Raw genomic sequence first — 16,683 nt, forward strand, 5'->3', positions numbered from 1 at the left:
AAACGAAAGCACTCACTTCATTTAAGGTTGTGAGTGCTTTCGTATTTCTTCTACCATTATTTTATATAGTAATCACTTACAAGTTGGTTTTCTATTATCTCCGTAGGTATTTCAAAGGATACAATACCAGCAGACCCCGGAGCCACCTCGTATTTATCGAAGGATATGGTAAGCTTATGGTTTTCTGTAATAGAAAAATTTTGATCTGGACGAATTTGCTCAAAACCAACTTCTTCCTCACCTGCTATCCAGTAAACTATCTGATTATCCATCTCCATTTGCTTCTGCATTTCTCCTATTAGATAAGCAGAGATCGTTTCTATATAAGAATCATCTTTAAATAAACTTGGTAAAGTTATTAATATTTCATGCTTTTTATCAATGTTATCTGTTCTCATGATAAGCTGAGAAGAACCGTATGCTATAGACTGATAGCGCGTGATAGATAGAATATCTTCCGTATTGGTTAGTACTTTAAAATCTGTAGCGATATTTACATTTCCTTGTGAATCGATACCAGTTTCCTGTATAAATTTATCGTACAATGTTTGATTTTCCGCTATATATTTTTTGTTTAGTGTTTCCTCCAAGTCTTTATTTTCTAAGCCTGAAACGTTTGGAGTGGTTATTTGTATGCTAGAGTTTTCCGTCTCCAGCTTAAGGTCTTGCACGGTGATGACCTCAATTAGTGATTGTAAAGCAGGTACAGCAGCTAAAGATTGAGCAAGAGCTGGACTAATATTCACACTACCTATAAATAAGACGGAGGCTGCCGCTATCCCCATTCCCCAATGCTTGATTCTGTTCTTTCTTATTGGTTTTTGTTTAGCAGTCTGAATGGATTTACGCACCATATCATTAAGCTCCTGAGGAATAGGTGTTTCCTGATATGTTTGTTTTGCTTTATCTAAGCCTTTCATTGTCCTGCCTCCTCTAAAAGTGCTCTAAGTTTTTTGAGTGTAGCGTAGAGCCTAGATTTTACCGTGTTCTTATTTTCTCCTAATAGCTTCGCAATATCGTCAATCTTCATATCTTCAAAGTATCTTAGAATAATTACTGTTTTATCTGGTCCAGACAAGTGGTCAATTGCTTCATAGAGATCGATATCTCGTATCTCATCTTCTTGGACAGGGAGGTGATAATCTAGCACGTTATCCTCTACATAGACTATTTTCTTATCTCTTTGGATTAAATCGAGTGATGTATTGATTAAAATTCGATAAAACCAGGTCTTTAAATATTGAGCCTTGTCAAGTGCGTCAATGGAGCGAAGAGCCTTTATAATACTGTCTTGCAATATATCCATTGCTTGCTCCTTATTTTTCACGTAGCTATAAGCAAATCGATAATGTGCCTGTTGATTTTCGAGAAGGTAGTTCTCAATCAGTAGATACTTCTTTTTTTTATTCATAAAGTTACCCCTTTAACTATTCGCTATTTGCGTATAAAAATTAGACGGATGAGCCCGAGAAAAAGTTTGGAGGAGAAATATACTTCTTTTTCTCTAACTAATGGGACGAGAAGTTTTGGGGAGAGAAGGGGGGCGTAGATAAGAGGGTTTTAATGGGAGCTTTGACGTTAAATTTTGTCTTAGAAGGATAACTAAAAGTGAAGGGACAGAAAGCTGCTAGCTTAACGTCCCTCCGTCATACTTGAGTGGGTGGTCTTACAAATAATCTTGTAATTCATTTTCTAAAAAGGGCTCAGCGTTTAATAGCTGTTTAAATTGCTGGTAGCTTTCTATCTGTTGCTTAGATGGTTTTTTCCCTGTTTTATAGGCCCTAATCAGGATGTTTTTCGGTGTGTTTTCCATATCGATAAATTCAAGCAGCTGAGCTTCATATCCCACCATGCTTAGAATTTCTGCCCGAATGGAATCGGTTGCTAAAGCGGCAAACCTCTCTTTTATCAAACCGTGCTTAAGCATGAGTTCTAGGGAAGGGGCATTAAGCTGTCTATTCAGCTCATGCTGACAGCAAGGAACACTAAGAATGACACTTGCCCCCCATTTTACAGCTCTTCCTAAGGCCATGTCTGTAGCCACGTCACATGCATGAAGCGTAACCACCATATCAACTGCGGTTTCCTCATTGTAGTCGTTGATATCTCCAACTAAAAATTCCAAATGCTCATAGCCAAGCTCATCCGCTATTCTTGAACATTCTTCTATTACTTCCTTTTTCAAATCCAGACCTGTTACTCGTATGTCCAGACCCTTTTCAACCTTTAAATAATGGTATAAAGCAAATGTTAAATAAGATTTACCTGAACCAAAGTCTAAAATTCTTATTTGCTTGTCCTTCGGAAGATACTCAAGGGAGTCGTCAATAAATTCGATGAAACGATTAATTTGTTTAAATTTATCATACTTTTGTTTTTTTACCTTTCCATCGGTACTCTGGACACCAAGGCGAATAAGAAATGGATAAGGAGTATGCTCATCCAATAAGTAATTCTTTTTGCGATTATGAGCTAAATCGACTTTTTTAGTAGTTGCTGTCGCTTCAGACTTCCACATCACCTTATTTTTCTTGGATAGCTGGATATGAACCTTTTCATCAATGAAATCTGCATGTATTTGTCTGAACTGCTCTAATAGTTCTGCGAGCTTTAGAGGGAACTGCTCTAGCGAAATATTCTCATGCTTTAGCACTCGTTCATATTGGTATTCCATTTGCACATAATAGTTGTTTTTTAGTTGAATAGGTTTCCATCTTACTCTTTTTAGCTCATTGGATTTTGTCCTTGGCTGGCTGACGGTTGCGGAAACTAACTGCTGATCCAGTATTTTTTGTTCAAGCATTTCTTTCATTTGTTGAAAATCCAATTAGATCGCCTTCTTTTTCATGTTTTACTATGTGGCTAGTGTATCACAGGAGGAATGAGGATTGGTAGGAAGGATGTCTGGTGTAAATTCCCTAGAAAAAATCCTTCTCATTCTTAATGTATTCAGAATTTTATGATAAAATTATCGGAGAAACAACCAAAAGGGGAGATTGGTATGTTAAACGAAAGAACAATGGCGGTAATAGTAAAGGCAGCTGCGGAAAAGTTTCCAAAACACGAGGCATATGTTTATCCTGATAGTGGAATCAGGGTGACCTATCAAGAGTTTGACCGTGAAACAGATGAGCTTGCAAAAGCTTTTCTTGGGTTAGGAATTAAAAAAGGGGAGCATGTAGCAATTTGGTCGGATAATAAAAGAGAATGGCTACTAAGTCAATTTGCTACCGGTAAAATGGGTGCTATTTTAGTGACAGTCAATACAAACTATCAAGAAAAAGAATTGGAGTACCTCCTGCAACAATCTGATTCAACAACGCTTATATTAACTGAATCATTTAAGGGAACCTCTTACTTGGATATTATTCGGGCAATTTGTCCAGAAATACATGATGCGGAGAAAGGAAATATTCAGTCTGCCAAATTGCCGCATTTTAAAAGAGTGATAGTCATGAGTGAAAACGATTACCCCGGTATATTCAAATGGTCGGAGCTGCTAGATTATGCGGCGGGTGTTTCAGACGAAGCCTTAGAATCAGCGATGAAAGCACTTCGCAACGAGGATGTTATTAATATCCAATATACGTCAGGAACAACCGGTTTTCCTAAGGGTGTAATGCTAACGCATAAAAATATAATAAATAACGGGCAGTTAGTTGGTGACTATATTCATTTAACGGAGAAAGACCGCTTATGTATCCCTGTCCCATTCTTCCACTGCTTCGGATGTGTGATGGGTACAATTGCTTCCGTTACTCACGGAACGACAATGGTGATAGTAGAACAATTTGACCCTGAGAAGGTACTTCAATACGTTCAGGATGAAAAATGTACGGCTTTGCATGGAGTTCCTACCATGTTTATCGCAGAGCTGAACCATCCTGCCTTTAAGCAATATGATCTTTCTTCCCTTCGAACAGGAATCATGGCTGGCTCCATTTGTCCAATGGAGGTAATGAAAAAGGTAATGAACGAGATGGGTGCTTCTGAAATAACCATTGCATACGGGCAGACAGAATCTTCTCCTGTAATTACGCAAACGAAAACGGATGACGATATTGAAAAAAGAGTTTCATCGGTAGGGAAAGCACATCCCGGTGTAGAGGTGAAAATTATTGATCCAGCAACCGGTGAAGATGCACCGGTAGTAGGAGTTCCGGGAGAACTGTGTACTAGAGGTTATTTAGTAATGAAAGGTTATTATAAAAATGATGAAGGGACAAAGGCGGCTATAGACTCAAGTGGGTGGTTACATACAGGGGATATTGCTGTAATGGATGAAGAAGGTTATATCGATATCACTGGGCGCATAAAAGATATGGTAATCCGAGGTGGGGAGAATATTTATCCGAAAGAAGTAGAAGAATTTTTATACGAGCATCCAGCTATACAGGATGTGCAGGTGGTCGGTGTACCGGATGAGAAATATGGGGAAGAACTAATGGCTTGGGTTATTCTGAAAGCAGGAGAAAAGGTTACGGCAGACGAATTAAAGAATTATTGCAAGGGCAAAATATCCTTTCATAAAATCCCGAGATATATAGAATTTATCGATGCTTACCCGATGACAGCATCCGGTAAAATTCAAAAATTCTTACTCAGAGAAATGTCTAAACAAAAAGTAGAAGCATAAAAGGATATATTTCCTGGGAAATCGACAAAAACGAAAAGGCTTTAGAAGAGGCGTCGGCTTTACTCCGATGCTTTTTTATATGCATAATAAGAGATAAACAATAATAGGGGTGAGAGCATGTTATTAGATCATATTGTTCATTTTAGTACAAGAACTCCAAAGAAAGTAGTAGAGGACTGGAAACAAAAAGGTTTCCACGCCGTGGTAGGAGGACAGCACATACAGTGGGGAACACATAATGCTCTATTATATACAAAGAATAGCTATATAGAATGGCTGGCTATAGAAAATAGAGATGTTGCCACAAACTCAAACCATCCCTTAGTAAATTTACTGCTTCACGATTTAGAGGCTGGTCCTGGGTACGGAACTATTTGCATTCGTACGAATAATATGAAAGATGTCGAGAGTAGATTAAAAGGACAAGGTGTAAAAACATCTGGTATTTTACAGGCTGAAAGAAAAACTGCGAATGGTCAAACAAAGAAATGGGAAATGCTGTTTGTTCAGGAAGAAGTAAATGACTCACTTCCCACTCCTTTCTTCATTCAATGGGAGGAAGAAGATGAAAGGAGACTTCAATCACTTCAAGAGGATGGAATGATACAAAGGGAAAACCTTCAACAAAGTATTGTTGAATGTGAGTTTCATGTTCATAATCCAAGGAACATAATGGACAAATGGAAGAGCTATTTTGGTTTAGAAGAGATCGAGGAAGGAATATTATTATTAGGAAAAACAAAGCTGACATTTAAGCAGTCAGGCAACCTACAAAGAGAAAGACTTGTAAGTGTTTATATAGAAGGGCACAATAAAAAAGAAGTGATAAAATATGAGCAAGCTACGTATCGGTTCGTTTAAAAGGAGGATTACACTTGGAACAATTAGTAGAGAAAGCAATATTGGTGGCGGTAAAGCTACAACAAAATGAGCACTTTGAATATGAGCTAGAGGAGTTACATAATCTTGCTGAGGCATTAGACGTGGAAGTTGTAGGAGAAATAACGCAAGCTCTTGATAGGGTCAATTCTTCTCACTACGTAGGTACGGGAAAAGTAGCGGAGATTAAAAGCTTATATGAAGGCTCAGATGCAAACTTAGTAATATTTAATGATGAGTTATCTCCTTCTCAAATAAGAAATTTAGAAAAGGATTTAGAATGTAAGGTAATTGATCGTACCATGCTTATTCTAGATATATTTGGTCGTCGGGCAAAAACAAATGAAGCCCAGATGCAAGTAGAATTGGCTCAGCTTCAATACATGCTGCCGAGGCTTGTGGGACTGCGTGCTTCACTCAGTAGACAAGGCGGAGGTACCGGCGGTGGTTTTAGAAACCGTGGAGCTGGGGAAACAAAGCTCGAGTTAGATAGACGAAAAATAGAGGATCAGATAGCAAAGTTGAAGCGTGAGCTGGAACATGCGAAGGATCAACGAGAAACTCAAAGAAAACTAAGAAGAAAAAATCAGATTCCAGTTGTTTCTCTAGTGGGCTATACGAATGCAGGGAAATCTACCATTATGAATCAATTGCTCCAACATGTAGGACAAGAAGGTAATAAGCAAGTGTTGGAAAAGGATATGTTATTTGCTACGCTAGAGACTTCTGTTCGACAAATTAAACTACCAGACCACAAGGAATTTCTATTAACTGATACCGTTGGGTTTGTTAGCAAGCTTCCTACTCATCTTGTAAAAGCTTTTCGGTCCACGCTAGAAGAAGCAAGGGATGCAAGCTTATTATTGCATGTCGTAGATGTGTCAAATGAGGAGCATCGTTATATGATGGAGGTGACGAATAAGACGCTTCTAGATATTGGAGTAGAGGATGTACCTACCATTTTTGTATACAACAAATCAGATAAGGCTAATTTACGTTATCCATACGTGTCTGGAAAAAATATCTGGCTTTCTGCTAAGGATGGGCAAGGTATTGAGGAACTAATAGAGTTGATTAAAAGCCACATTTTTACAGATTATATCTCTTGTACAATGTTAATTCCATTTGACCGTGGGGATGTTATAAACTATTTGAACGAGCATGCTTCAATAACATCTACCACTTATGAAGAGGAAGGAACTCTACTTCAAGTAGAGTTAAAGCAAGCTGACTATCAACGCTATGAAAAGTACGTATACAAACAATAAAACCAAATGTAAAGAGCTGCCTAAGAAGTTGAGGAAGTCAACGTCTTAGACAGCTCTATTTTATATTACTTAATCTAGCTGCTGATATTGAATATGATGCAAGCGAGCAAATATACCGTTTTGCTCCACTAACTCTGTATAAGTTCCATCTTCTACTATACCGTCCTCTGTTACTACCACAACTCTGTCGGCATCTCGTATAGTTGCAAGACGGTGGGCGATAATGAGGGTAGTACGATTCTCTGCAAGCTCCATTAGAGATTGCTGAATTATTTTCTCCGTTTCGGTATCTAGTGCAGATGTTGCTTCATCTAGAATCAGAATTGGAGGATTCTTTAGGAACATTCGTGCAATAGCCAATCGTTGCTTTTGTCCTCCAGATAACTTTAAACCTCTTTCTCCAATTTGCGTGTCATATCCGTCAGGCAGCGAAGCGATTAGACTTTCTAAATGCGCTTTTCTGGCAGCTTCTCTTATTTCGTCCTCCGTTGCATCCATTTTCCCGTATGCAATATTCTCCCTTATAGTTCCAGTGAATAGGAACACATCTTGCTGTACAATACCTATGTGAGAACGTAGAGATTTTAACTTAATATCCTGAATATTTAGCCCATCAATAGAGATAACTCCTTCATCTATTTCGTAAAAACGAGGAATTAAAGAGCAAATAGTTGTTTTCCCTGCTCCTGAGGGGCCGACGAAAGCAATAGTTTCTCCAGCTTTAATGGATAAGCTTACTTTGTTTAAGACAGGCTTATGGGAGTCATAACGAAAGCTGACATCTTGAATATGTATATTCCCAGCTAAATGCTGTACTTCCAATGCGCCTGGCTTGTCCAAAATTTCTGGTTCTTGTTCTACAAGCTCTAGGAAACGCTTGAATCCAGCCATCCCTTTTGGATAAAGCTCTAGTAATGCGGTAATCTTATCCACCGGTTTAATTAGAACATTCACATATAAAACAAAGCTGACTAATTCCCCGTACGACATGCGTTCTTGGAAGGTGAACCATGCGCCAACTACTAGAACAATTAATGTAACTAAACGAGTCATCATGAAAATACTTGAGTGAGTGCCTGCCATTACCTTGTAGGCTTTCAGCTTAGCTAAGCGAAACTTTCCATTATCTTTTTGAAAGCGATCCATTTCAAATTGTTCGTTCGTAAATGATTGCACAACACGTACGCCGGAGACACTATCTTCCACTCTTGCGTTTACATCTGCAATATTTGCATACATTTGTTTCCATGCTTTATTCATCATAATATTTCCAAAGGAAGCAACAATGGACAGAAATGGAACCATGATAATAGCGATTATTGCAAGTTCTGGGTTTATGTTGAACATTATCATAAAAGCACCAATCAGTGTCATCACTGCTATAAATAGGTCTTCTGGACCATGATGAGCAAGCTCTCCGATATCGAACAAATCATTGGTGATACGGCTCATTATATGCCCAGTTTTCGTATTATCGAAAAAGCGAAAGGATTGTCTTTGGACATGATTAAATAGTTTTTCTCTCATATCTGTTTCAATATTAATCCCTAGCTTATGCCCTAGATAACTGACGATAAATTGGAGAAATGTACTAATGATATATACAAATAAAAGTAGTATACTGACACGTACAATTGTATCCCAATTACCCTCTGGTAATAGTTCATCGATGAACCATTGAACTGCTACTGGAAAAGCCAGTTCTAAAATTGCTACAAACACTGCACTGGAAAAGTCTATGATAAATAGACGCTTATGAGGCTTGTAGAAGGCAAAAAATTTCCTAATCATAGTAAGCACCCTTTTCTGTAGTCATAAAGCATATTATACCGAAAAATTTCACAACTCGAAATATTAAAATGTTTCTATTTCTACAAAAAAGGGGAAATATTATTATATTTTTTGTACAGAAAGAAGGTCTAAACTTGTTATCAAAAGAAGAAATAGTTAAAACTGTACCCCAAAAAGGTTTCTTTGGACATCCAAAAGGGTTATTATCTTTATTTTTTACTGAATTTTGGGAGCGATTCTCCTACTACGGTATGCGAGCGATCCTTATTTACTATATGTACTACGAAGTTACGCAAGGCGGACTGGGACTAGAGCGCTCCACAGCTAACTCCATTATGGCAGTCTATGGTTCTCTAGTTTATATGTCAGGAATTATAGGAGGCTGGATAGCAGACCGACTTTTCGGTACAACGAAAACGGTATTTTATGGTGGAATACTGATTATGATTGGGCATATAGTGTTAGCATTCCCAGGTGGTATAACTACCTTATTTATCTCTATGGGCCTAATTGTAATTGGTACAGGTTTATTGAAACCGAATATTTCCAGTATAGTTGGCGATTTATATTCCAAAGAGGACGTACGTCGAGATGCTGGCTTTAGTATTTTCTATATGGGTATTAATATGGGTGCGTTTATTGCACCGTTAATTGTCGGAACAATTGGATTAGATTATGATTTCCATCTAGGTTTTGGTCTTGCAGCTGTTGGGATGGCTATTGGATTAATTGTTTTCTTAGTAACTAAAAAGAAGTATTTAGGCTTAGCAGGCTCATATGTACCAAATCCACTTACAAAGCAAGAAAGAAAGACTTTGCTGTTACGTTTTGTGATCGGTGTAGTAGTTGTAGGGGCTTTAGGATTCTTCTTAGTTCGAGAAGGAATCATGACAATCGATGTGTTTACTATGACTATTTCTATCCTTGGGATTCTCATTCCTACTATTTACTTTATTGTTATGTATCGAAGTGAGAAATCTACGGAAGATGAAAAATCAAGGCTACTTGCTTATATTCCATTGTTTATTGCTGCCATGATGTTCTGGGCAATTCAAGAGCAAGGATCCAATATTTTAGCTCAATATGCGGATGAACGAGTAAACTTAACTATTGGTTCTATTGAGTTATCACCAGCTTGGTTCCAATCGTTAAATCCACTATTTATCATTACGCTTGCACCTGTATTTGCTTGGGTATGGGTAAAACTAGGGGATAGACAGCCTACTACTTCTCGCAAATTTGCATTCGGTCTATTTTTTGCAGGACTATCCTTCATCGTTATGATGATTCCTGCGTATCTAAATGGAACAGAGTCTTTAGTTAGCCCGTGGTGGTTAGTTCTTAGCTTCTTCCTAGTAGTTTTAGGGGAATTATTACTTTCTCCTGTAGGATTATCCGCTACTACAAAACTAGCACCTGCTGCTTTTGCTGCTCAAACAATGAGTCTTTGGTTTATGACAAATGCATCAGCACAGGCGATTAATGCACAAGTGGTTAAATTTTATAGTCCTGAAAATGAAATTATGTATTTTGGAATTATAGGTGGAATAGCACTGCTAATTGGTTTAGCCCTTTATTTCGCTAGCCCTATTATTCAAAAATATATGCGTGGTATAAATTAACGAAAGTTGAAACCTTTTCCAGTGGGTATCGTAAATACGGTATTACAGGAAAGGGTGGTAAACATATGAAGAAGTGGAAAGTGCTTTTAGCAGCTACAGTGCTCACTCTGGGTTTAGCTGCTTGTAATGAAACAGCAGAACCGAAGGAGTCATCAACAACTGTGAAAAGTGAGATGACATTACAAGAAGTTTATGCAAAATCTATTGAAGTATCAGAACAGCTTACGAGTATGAGCGCTCAAGTGACTTTAAATCAAAAGATGAGCATACCTGGTGAGGGCGATATGACTCTTCTTTCTGATTTAAATATGGATTTTGTAATAGAGCCTATGCAGTTATATCAAAAAGGGACAACCTCTATGAGCATGGGAGAAGGTAACGCAGAATCGATGGATATAGAAGCATATATGACAAACGATGCCTTTTACATGTTTGAGGGTAATTCCAAGCAATGGATGAAAATGCCTTTAGATATGGCAGAGATGATGGGGACAGCAGAACAGACGACTCCTGCTGACCAACTAGAAATGCTAGAGGAATATATCGATGAATTTACTTTTGAGCAGGATGACGAAAGTTATATTCTAACGATGAATGCATCCGGAGAGAAGTTTACTAATTTAATTCGAGAGCAAGTACAGGAAGCAATGCAAGGCATGGCAGAAGATGAAGAGTTAAATATGGATTATAACATTAACTCTCTAAACTATCTGATCCACATTGATAAAGAGTCTTATCAAACTACTAAGGTAGACATGGTTATGGATATGGATTTAACCATGGATGGGGAAAGTGCAAATATGGTTCAAGATATAAAAGCTACTTACTCTAATTTTAATGAAGTAGACAATATTGCAATACCTCAAGAGGTTATCGATAGCGCAATTGAGATATAATAAACTTGAAAAAGCTGCCCAATTTTCCGAAAGGGAAAGGGGGCAGCTTTTTCAAAAGGAAAGAAAGTCTGTATATGCCTATGAGACTGAGAAAAGTTGAATGTGGAGCACGAATGATTCTAGAGGGTTAATAAGAATCATTCGTGCTTTCTTTTTAAAAAATGAAGCTGAGATAAAATCATACCTCTCTTGAAGATGTATATTCCTTTTGTGATTTATCAAGTTTTTGTCTCAAATAAGAAATGTCATACTTTTAAAAGTGACAATTAAACTCCTTTTAGGATCATATTTAAAGAATAGTTTTAATTCGGGATGTTGATTTTACTATATTCGTTGTTTATAATGAAAGACGACTCAATAATGATAATCGTTATCAATAATTTATTGAGAAATATAGATTATGGGGATTTCACATGAGATTATGGATATTAGTATTAGCAACGGTTATCCTGTCCTTTGTCTCGCTATTTATAGGAGCCATTGATATTAGGCCGAGCGATCTACTTGACTGGGAGTCCGATAAGACCCAGATTTTCTTGATTAGTCGTTTGCCGCGCTTACTGGCAATTATCTTAGCTGGTGCTGGTATGGGAATTGCAGGCTTGATTATGCAAAGTTTGAGCCGGAATAAGTTTGTATCACCAACAACGGCTGGAACATTGGATGCAGCAAAGCTTGGTGTTATCGTTTCCATGGTGTTCTTCACGAACATTTCATATATGGGACAAATCATGTTTAGTTTTGCATTTGCACTAATTGGGACCTTTATTTTCATGCATTTACTTGAGCGTATTAAATTTAAAGATGTTATTTTCGTCCCGCTTATTGGTATTATGTACGGTAATATTATTGGTGCCATATCTACTTTTATAGGTTACGAGGCGGATGTTTTACAAAATGTTGATACTTTCTTCTTAGGAAGCTTTACATTAATTGTTTCTGGACGCTATGAATTGCTGTATGTAGCTATTCCAGCAATTATAATCGCCTACATTTATGCAAATAAATTTACCGTAGCAGGTATGGGAGAGGACTTTGCTAAAAATCTTGGTCTGAGCTACCGTACCGTGCTAAATATTGGTTTAATAATTGTAGCTGTTATTTCTACTACAGTTGTTTTAACGGTTGGAATTATCCCATTTTTAGGGTTAATTGTTCCGAACTTAGTTTCCCTATATTTAGGTGACAATTTACGAAAAACTATACCACATACGATCTTTATGGGAGCAGCATTCTTACTGGCGTGTGATATTATCAGTAGAGTTATCGTCCATCCATATGAGATACCGGTTAATACAACAGTCGCAGTAATTGGCAGTGCAATCTTCTTAATAATGTTATTTAGGGGGAAAGCATATGCGAAAAAATAGTACAAAGCTAATTATATTGGCTGTTATTGCATTAATATGTATGGCATTGTTTGCCTTCTATAATATACAAGGTGGCTTCAGCTATGCCTTTCCAAAGCGTTTAGAACGCCTTGCAGCAATGGTTATTACCGGTACCGCGATTGCTTTTGCAACGGTTATATTCCAAACAGTTACACACAATCGCTTGTTAACACCTTCCGTAATGGGTGTAGATTCTATGTATGAGGTAGTACAGACGATTATCTATTTTACAGTAGGCTCAGCTTCTGTTTTTGTTGTAAGTAGGTACTTAAACTTTAGTTTATCTATTATTGCGATGGTAATCTTCGCATTAATTTTATATCGTTTTTTATTCCGAGCTGATAAGTATCCAATTTTTCTTCTGCTATTAGCAGGTATGATTATCGGGACGTTGCTGGGAAGCTTAGTGACATTCATGCAAGTTCTTATAGATCCTGTAGAGTATGAAAGTCTTCAAGCCCGATTGTTTGCTAGCTTTATGAATGTGAAAACAGAGCTGTTGTATATTGCTGCAGCTATTCTAGGATTAGCGTTTGTTTATGGATATCGATTACTGCGAGATTTAGATGTAGTGTCGCTTGGAAGGGATAATGCGATTAACCTAGGTGTTAACTACGATAAGATGGTTCTAAAAGTATTAATATTATCTTCTATATTAATTGCTACCTCCACAGCATTAGTAGGACCTGTTACTTTTTTAGGCTTGATTGTAGCGAATTTAGCATATCAGTATCTATCAACCTATAAGCATTCTGTTCTCATTGTCGGAGCAAGCTTAATAAGCATCATTGCACTCGTCGGTGGGCAATTTCTTGTACAACATGTATTCCATTTAAATACAACTATTAGTGTTATTATTAACTTTGTCGGTGGAATTTACTTTATATACTTATTACTAAGGGAAAGTAGGAAAGCAGGATGATTGAAATTAAAGGGCTTTCTAAAAGCTTTGGGAAAAAACCTGTAGTTGAAAATGTAACCTTAAAAATCCAGCCAAAGACTATTACTTCTTTTATTGGTCCGAATGGGGCGGGTAAGTCTACTTTATTATCGATGGTAAGTCGCCTTTTAGATGCTGATACCGGAGAGGTACTTTTAGACCAAAAAGACGTAAAAAAAATGAAATCTGATTCATTTGCAAAACGTGTAGCCATTTTAAAGCAATCTAATCATTTAAATATCCGTTTGACTGTGCGTGAGCTTGTATCTTTTGGTCGTTACCCGTATTCAAAGGGCAGATTAAATGCGGAAGATGAGAAGCTTGTTGACCAGGCATTAGAATATATGAACTTGATTGATATGCAGGATAAGTTTTTAGATGAACTTTCCGGAGGGCAAAAGCAGCGAGCGTTTATTTCCATGGTTATTGCGCAGGACACGGAATATATTCTATTGGATGAACCATTAAATAATCTCGACATGAAGCACTCTGTACAGATTATGAAAATATTACGTAAGCTGGTGGATGAGCTTGGGAAAACTGTTGTGATTGTTTTGCATGATATTAACTTTGCTTCCGTCTACTCAGATCGAATCGTAGCATTAAAGGATGGACGTCTTGTGAAAGATGGACCAACTCATGAGATTATTAACTCTGAGGCCTTGCGCGAGGTTTATGATATGAATATTCCTGTACAAGTACAAGATGGTTGTCGTATATGTGTGTATTTTAACTCAATCTAATAGTGTAAATTATACGTGCGTGAACGAGAGTCATGCACGTATTTATATGAGATTCAACTGAGAATGAGAATTGTTTTCAAAAAAGTGTTGACAAATTTCGCTCAATTCATTTAAACTGAAAACAGTTGAATGGAAATGATAATCATTTTCAATTAAAGGAATATTGGAGGAATTAAAAGGATGAAAAAGTGGAAATTTTTAACTGCGGTAGCAGCTTTAACTTTAATGTTAGGCGCTTGTAATTCAGACGAAGAGTCGACATCAGGTGATGCTAATAAAGAGCAAGTAGAAACTGGTAATAAAGAGAACAGTGAAGCAACAGAATCTTCTGCTTACCCAATGACTGTACAATCATTATCTGCTAATCGTGAAACAGAAGAAGGAGATACTGTTACATTTGAAGATGTTACATTAGAGAAAATGCCTGAGCGTATTATCACGCTTGACTATGGTTTCTTAGACACACTTGATGCTATGGGTGTAGAAGGAATTGTAGGGATTGCTGCAAATGGTGGTAAAGGGAACATTCCTGCACACCTAAAAGAAAAATACGTAAATGACGATGTTGCTGATGTAGGTACATTAAAGCAAATTGACTACGAAGCAGTAGCAGCTGCTGAGCCAGATGTAATTTTCATTTCTGGTCGTCAATCTCCATTCTATGAAGAATTAAAAGAAATTACACCAAACGTAATCTTTATCGGATCTGATAACTCAAACTATATCGAAGCCGTATATGAAACTGTAGACTTAGCTGCTAAAATCTTTGATAAAGAAGCAGAAGCAGAAGAGTTAAAAGTATCATTACAAGAAAAAGTAGATGCAGTGAAAGAAAAAGCGGCTGGTTATGAAAATGCGTTGGTAGCTATGTACAACGACAAAAAAATCTCTGGTTTCGATAACGGAGAAGATTCTCGTTTCGCATATGTATATAATGATTTCGGGTTTGTTCCAGCAACAACTGATATCGAAGCATCATCTCACGGTTCTGACTTCTCTTATGAGTCCATTCTATCTGTAGACCCAGAGGTTCTTCTAATTGTTGACCGTACAGCATCTGATGTGGAAACTATTAAAGCAGATATCGAAAACGACATTATTAAAAAGACTCGTGCTTACAAAGAAGGAAAGATTGTCTACCTAGACGGAGTTAACTGGTACTTCTCAAGCAATGGTGTAACAACTGAAGCAGAAAAACTTGATGAAATCTTAAATGAACTGAAATAATTTATACTAAACTAGGCTGAAACAAGTCTAATGAGAAGCACTAATGATTTTATCTTTTGATAAGATCGTTAGTGCTTTCTTTTTTGGGGTCATAGATTCTTTGCTGTGTTGGAGGCTTTCCTCGGGCCAACAGGATGTTGGTCAGGAAAACGTTGTCACACGATGTGACGTTCTTAGTTTTCCCTCCCCACAGGTAAGCCATAGCCGAACGCTAACGCGTGCCGTTGCTATGTCTTACCTGTCTCCCTACCCCTGTTGGAGTCGCCGACGCTGCTCCGAACCAATAGTGATCCTACTAATGCTAAGCTTTGATCAATAAATTCCAAAAAGAATAGAACATATCAAGAAAGGACTAGTTTTGTTCAGCTTCTATTTGTGAAATACATCTATAAGACCGAACAAAACAGATGAGAAGCTCTCTTAAAGCCTTAATAAATAATATGATAAGCCAAGAGGATACAAGAAATTGTTGTCCCTTTGGCTTTTTTTACGTTAAAAAGGGAATACTATCCTTAAACATAGGGTGTATAACTTTGGCGCTTATACTCGTAAAGAGAGAGGAGGAATATGGTGAAGAGATTGTTTTATCCGTTAGGACTTGTCACTCTTCTTAGCTTTTTTGTACTTTTAGTTTATTATCCTAGTGATCAAATGAAGATGTTTGATCAGCAAGTTGCTGAATTATTAGGGGGTAATAGCTTTATCGAGAGCTTCCATGTTCTTGCAGATACTGAATTTGTGATTTTTGTAGTAATACTTGTTATTCTTTTTTTATGGTTTAAATTTCACCATTATCGTGCGATGCTTTTTGTTTTATTGACAGTGGCTGCTGGTAACACATTAAATCAGCTATTGAAAAAATGGATTCAGAGGGACCGCCCTGAAATGATAGATCAGCTGAGTACTTATAGTTTCCCGTCAGGACATGCTATGGTAGGTTTATTATATTTGTTTACTTTTGCTTATCTAATGACAGAGAACCTAAAAAAGAAAAATGTGAAGATTTACATTTGGATTACCGCAATTGTTCTATCTGTATTAGTAGGGTTTTCTAGAATAGCAGGAGAACGTCATTATGCATCAGATGTATTAGCTGGGTGGTCTGCTGGTTATACATGGTTTGTAGCAGTGGCATTGTGGTATGAGTATAGAAAGAAAAAGCAGATTTTTCGTGAATAATTTCCCTGCTATGCGAAAATGAAGCCAAAATGTTATAAAAACGAAGCTGCTGAGTAGCGAAAAGTGAGTATGTTGTAAAAATGAGCTCCAATGTTGTAAAAATTATCTATA

At 37.3% G+C, this 16,683-nt stretch carries 14 protein-coding genes; 10 read left to right on the forward strand and 4 right to left on the reverse strand.

Going from position 1 to position 16,683, the window contains the following annotated elements; translation table 11 throughout:
* Positions 1-56 precede the first annotated feature (56 nt).
* The 3 genes from rsiV to AC1ECF_RS10450 form a co-directional block, all read right to left on the reverse strand.
* Positions 57-920, reverse strand: coding sequence for an anti-sigma-V factor RsiV (rsiV, locus tag AC1ECF_RS10440; protein ID WP_480389357.1), 864 nt, complete (start codon positions 918-920; stop codon positions 57-59).
* On the reverse strand, positions 917-1,411 hold the full coding sequence (locus AC1ECF_RS10445; RefSeq protein ID WP_480389358.1) for a sigma-70 family RNA polymerase sigma factor: 495 nt from the start codon (positions 1,409-1,411) through the stop codon (positions 917-919). Before AC1ECF_RS10445 ends, rsiV begins: the two co-directional genes overlap by 4 nt.
* A 255-nt stretch (positions 1,412-1,666) precedes the next feature.
* The gene (locus tag AC1ECF_RS10450; RefSeq protein ID WP_480389359.1) at positions 1,667-2,827 is read right to left on the reverse strand and encodes a class I SAM-dependent methyltransferase; all 1,161 of its coding nucleotides are present in this window, start codon (positions 2,825-2,827) and stop codon (positions 1,667-1,669) included.
* A 174-nt stretch (positions 2,828-3,001) separates the two neighbouring features.
* On the opposite strand from AC1ECF_RS10450, the gene AC1ECF_RS10455 reads away from it, so the two are divergent.
* The 3 genes from AC1ECF_RS10455 to hflX all read left to right on the forward strand — a co-directional run bounded on the left by AC1ECF_RS10455 (position 3,002) and on the right by hflX (position 6,783).
* Complete coding sequence (locus AC1ECF_RS10455; RefSeq protein ID WP_480389360.1) at positions 3,002-4,636, forward strand: AMP-binding protein; 1,635 nt, start codon at positions 3,002-3,004, stop codon at positions 4,634-4,636.
* Between the two features lie 117 nt (positions 4,637-4,753).
* Positions 4,754-5,497 carry a VOC family protein gene (locus tag AC1ECF_RS10460; protein ID WP_480389361.1) on the forward strand — a complete coding sequence of 248 codons (744 nt, stop codon included), beginning with the start codon at positions 4,754-4,756 and terminating at the stop codon, positions 5,495-5,497.
* Between the two features lie 14 nt (positions 5,498-5,511).
* Complete coding sequence (hflX, locus tag AC1ECF_RS10465) at positions 5,512-6,783, forward strand: GTPase HflX (RefSeq protein ID WP_480389362.1); 1,272 nt, start codon at positions 5,512-5,514, stop codon at positions 6,781-6,783.
* Positions 6,784-6,852: 69 nt separating this feature from the next.
* Here the strand turns inward: hflX and AC1ECF_RS10470 are convergent, their stop codons facing one another.
* Complete coding sequence (locus AC1ECF_RS10470) at positions 6,853-8,574, reverse strand: ABC transporter ATP-binding protein (RefSeq protein WP_480389363.1); 1,722 nt, start codon at positions 8,572-8,574, stop codon at positions 6,853-6,855.
* 134 nt (positions 8,575-8,708) lie between these two features.
* On the opposite strand from AC1ECF_RS10470, the gene AC1ECF_RS10475 reads away from it, so the two are divergent.
* The 7 genes from AC1ECF_RS10475 to AC1ECF_RS10505 all read left to right on the forward strand — a co-directional run bounded on the left by AC1ECF_RS10475 (position 8,709) and on the right by AC1ECF_RS10505 (position 16,572).
* A complete protein-coding gene (locus AC1ECF_RS10475) occupies positions 8,709-10,196 on the forward strand; it encodes a peptide MFS transporter (RefSeq protein ID WP_480389364.1) in 1,488 nt (495 codons plus the stop codon).
* 65 nt (positions 10,197-10,261) lie between these two features.
* Positions 10,262-11,092, forward strand: coding sequence for a DUF6612 family protein (locus tag AC1ECF_RS10480; RefSeq protein WP_480389365.1), 831 nt, complete (start codon positions 10,262-10,264; stop codon positions 11,090-11,092).
* A 413-nt stretch (positions 11,093-11,505) separates the two neighbouring features.
* Complete coding sequence (locus tag AC1ECF_RS10485) at positions 11,506-12,462, forward strand: ABC transporter permease (protein WP_480389366.1); 957 nt, start codon at positions 11,506-11,508, stop codon at positions 12,460-12,462.
* The gene (locus AC1ECF_RS10490) at positions 12,449-13,405 is read left to right on the forward strand and encodes an iron chelate uptake ABC transporter family permease subunit (protein WP_480389367.1); all 957 of its coding nucleotides are present in this window, start codon (positions 12,449-12,451) and stop codon (positions 13,403-13,405) included. Before AC1ECF_RS10485 ends, AC1ECF_RS10490 begins: the two co-directional genes overlap by 14 nt.
* Entirely contained in the window at positions 13,402-14,166 is a 765-nt protein-coding gene (locus AC1ECF_RS10495) for an iron ABC transporter ATP-binding protein (RefSeq protein WP_480389368.1), read from the forward strand. Before AC1ECF_RS10490 ends, AC1ECF_RS10495 begins: the two co-directional genes overlap by 4 nt.
* A 180-nt stretch (positions 14,167-14,346) precedes the next feature.
* Positions 14,347-15,393, forward strand: a complete 1,047-nt coding sequence (locus AC1ECF_RS10500; RefSeq protein WP_480389369.1) for a siderophore ABC transporter substrate-binding protein — start codon at positions 14,347-14,349, stop codon at positions 15,391-15,393.
* 570 nt (positions 15,394-15,963) lie between these two features.
* A complete protein-coding gene (locus AC1ECF_RS10505) occupies positions 15,964-16,572 on the forward strand; it encodes a phosphatase PAP2 family protein (RefSeq protein ID WP_480389370.1) in 609 nt (202 codons plus the stop codon).
* Positions 16,573-16,683 lie beyond the last annotated feature (111 nt).

The sequence above is a fragment of the Psychrobacillus sp. Z3-81 genome (assembly GCF_056620325.1).

Coding starts and splice junctions, on each gene's coding strand:
- rsiV (WP_480389357.1), bottom strand. CDS start 920: ATGAAAGGCTTAGATAAAGCAAAACAAACATATCAGGAAACACCTATT.
- AC1ECF_RS10445 (WP_480389358.1), bottom strand. CDS start 1,411: ATGAATAAAAAAAAGAAGTATCTACTGATTGAGAACTACCTTCTCGAA.
- AC1ECF_RS10455 (WP_480389360.1), top strand. CDS start 3,002: ATGTTAAACGAAAGAACAATGGCGGTAATAGTAAAGGCAGCTGCGGAA.
- AC1ECF_RS10460 (WP_480389361.1), top strand. CDS start 4,754: ATGTTATTAGATCATATTGTTCATTTTAGTACAAGAACTCCAAAGAAA.
- AC1ECF_RS10470 (WP_480389363.1), bottom strand. CDS start 8,574: ATGATTAGGAAATTTTTTGCCTTCTACAAGCCTCATAAGCGTCTATTT.
- AC1ECF_RS10480 (WP_480389365.1), top strand. CDS start 10,262: ATGAAGAAGTGGAAAGTGCTTTTAGCAGCTACAGTGCTCACTCTGGGT.
- AC1ECF_RS10485 (WP_480389366.1), top strand. CDS start 11,506: ATGAGATTATGGATATTAGTATTAGCAACGGTTATCCTGTCCTTTGTC.
- AC1ECF_RS10490 (WP_480389367.1), top strand. CDS start 12,449: ATGCGAAAAAATAGTACAAAGCTAATTATATTGGCTGTTATTGCATTA.
- AC1ECF_RS10495 (WP_480389368.1), top strand. CDS start 13,402: ATGATTGAAATTAAAGGGCTTTCTAAAAGCTTTGGGAAAAAACCTGTA.
- AC1ECF_RS10500 (WP_480389369.1), top strand. CDS start 14,347: ATGAAAAAGTGGAAATTTTTAACTGCGGTAGCAGCTTTAACTTTAATG.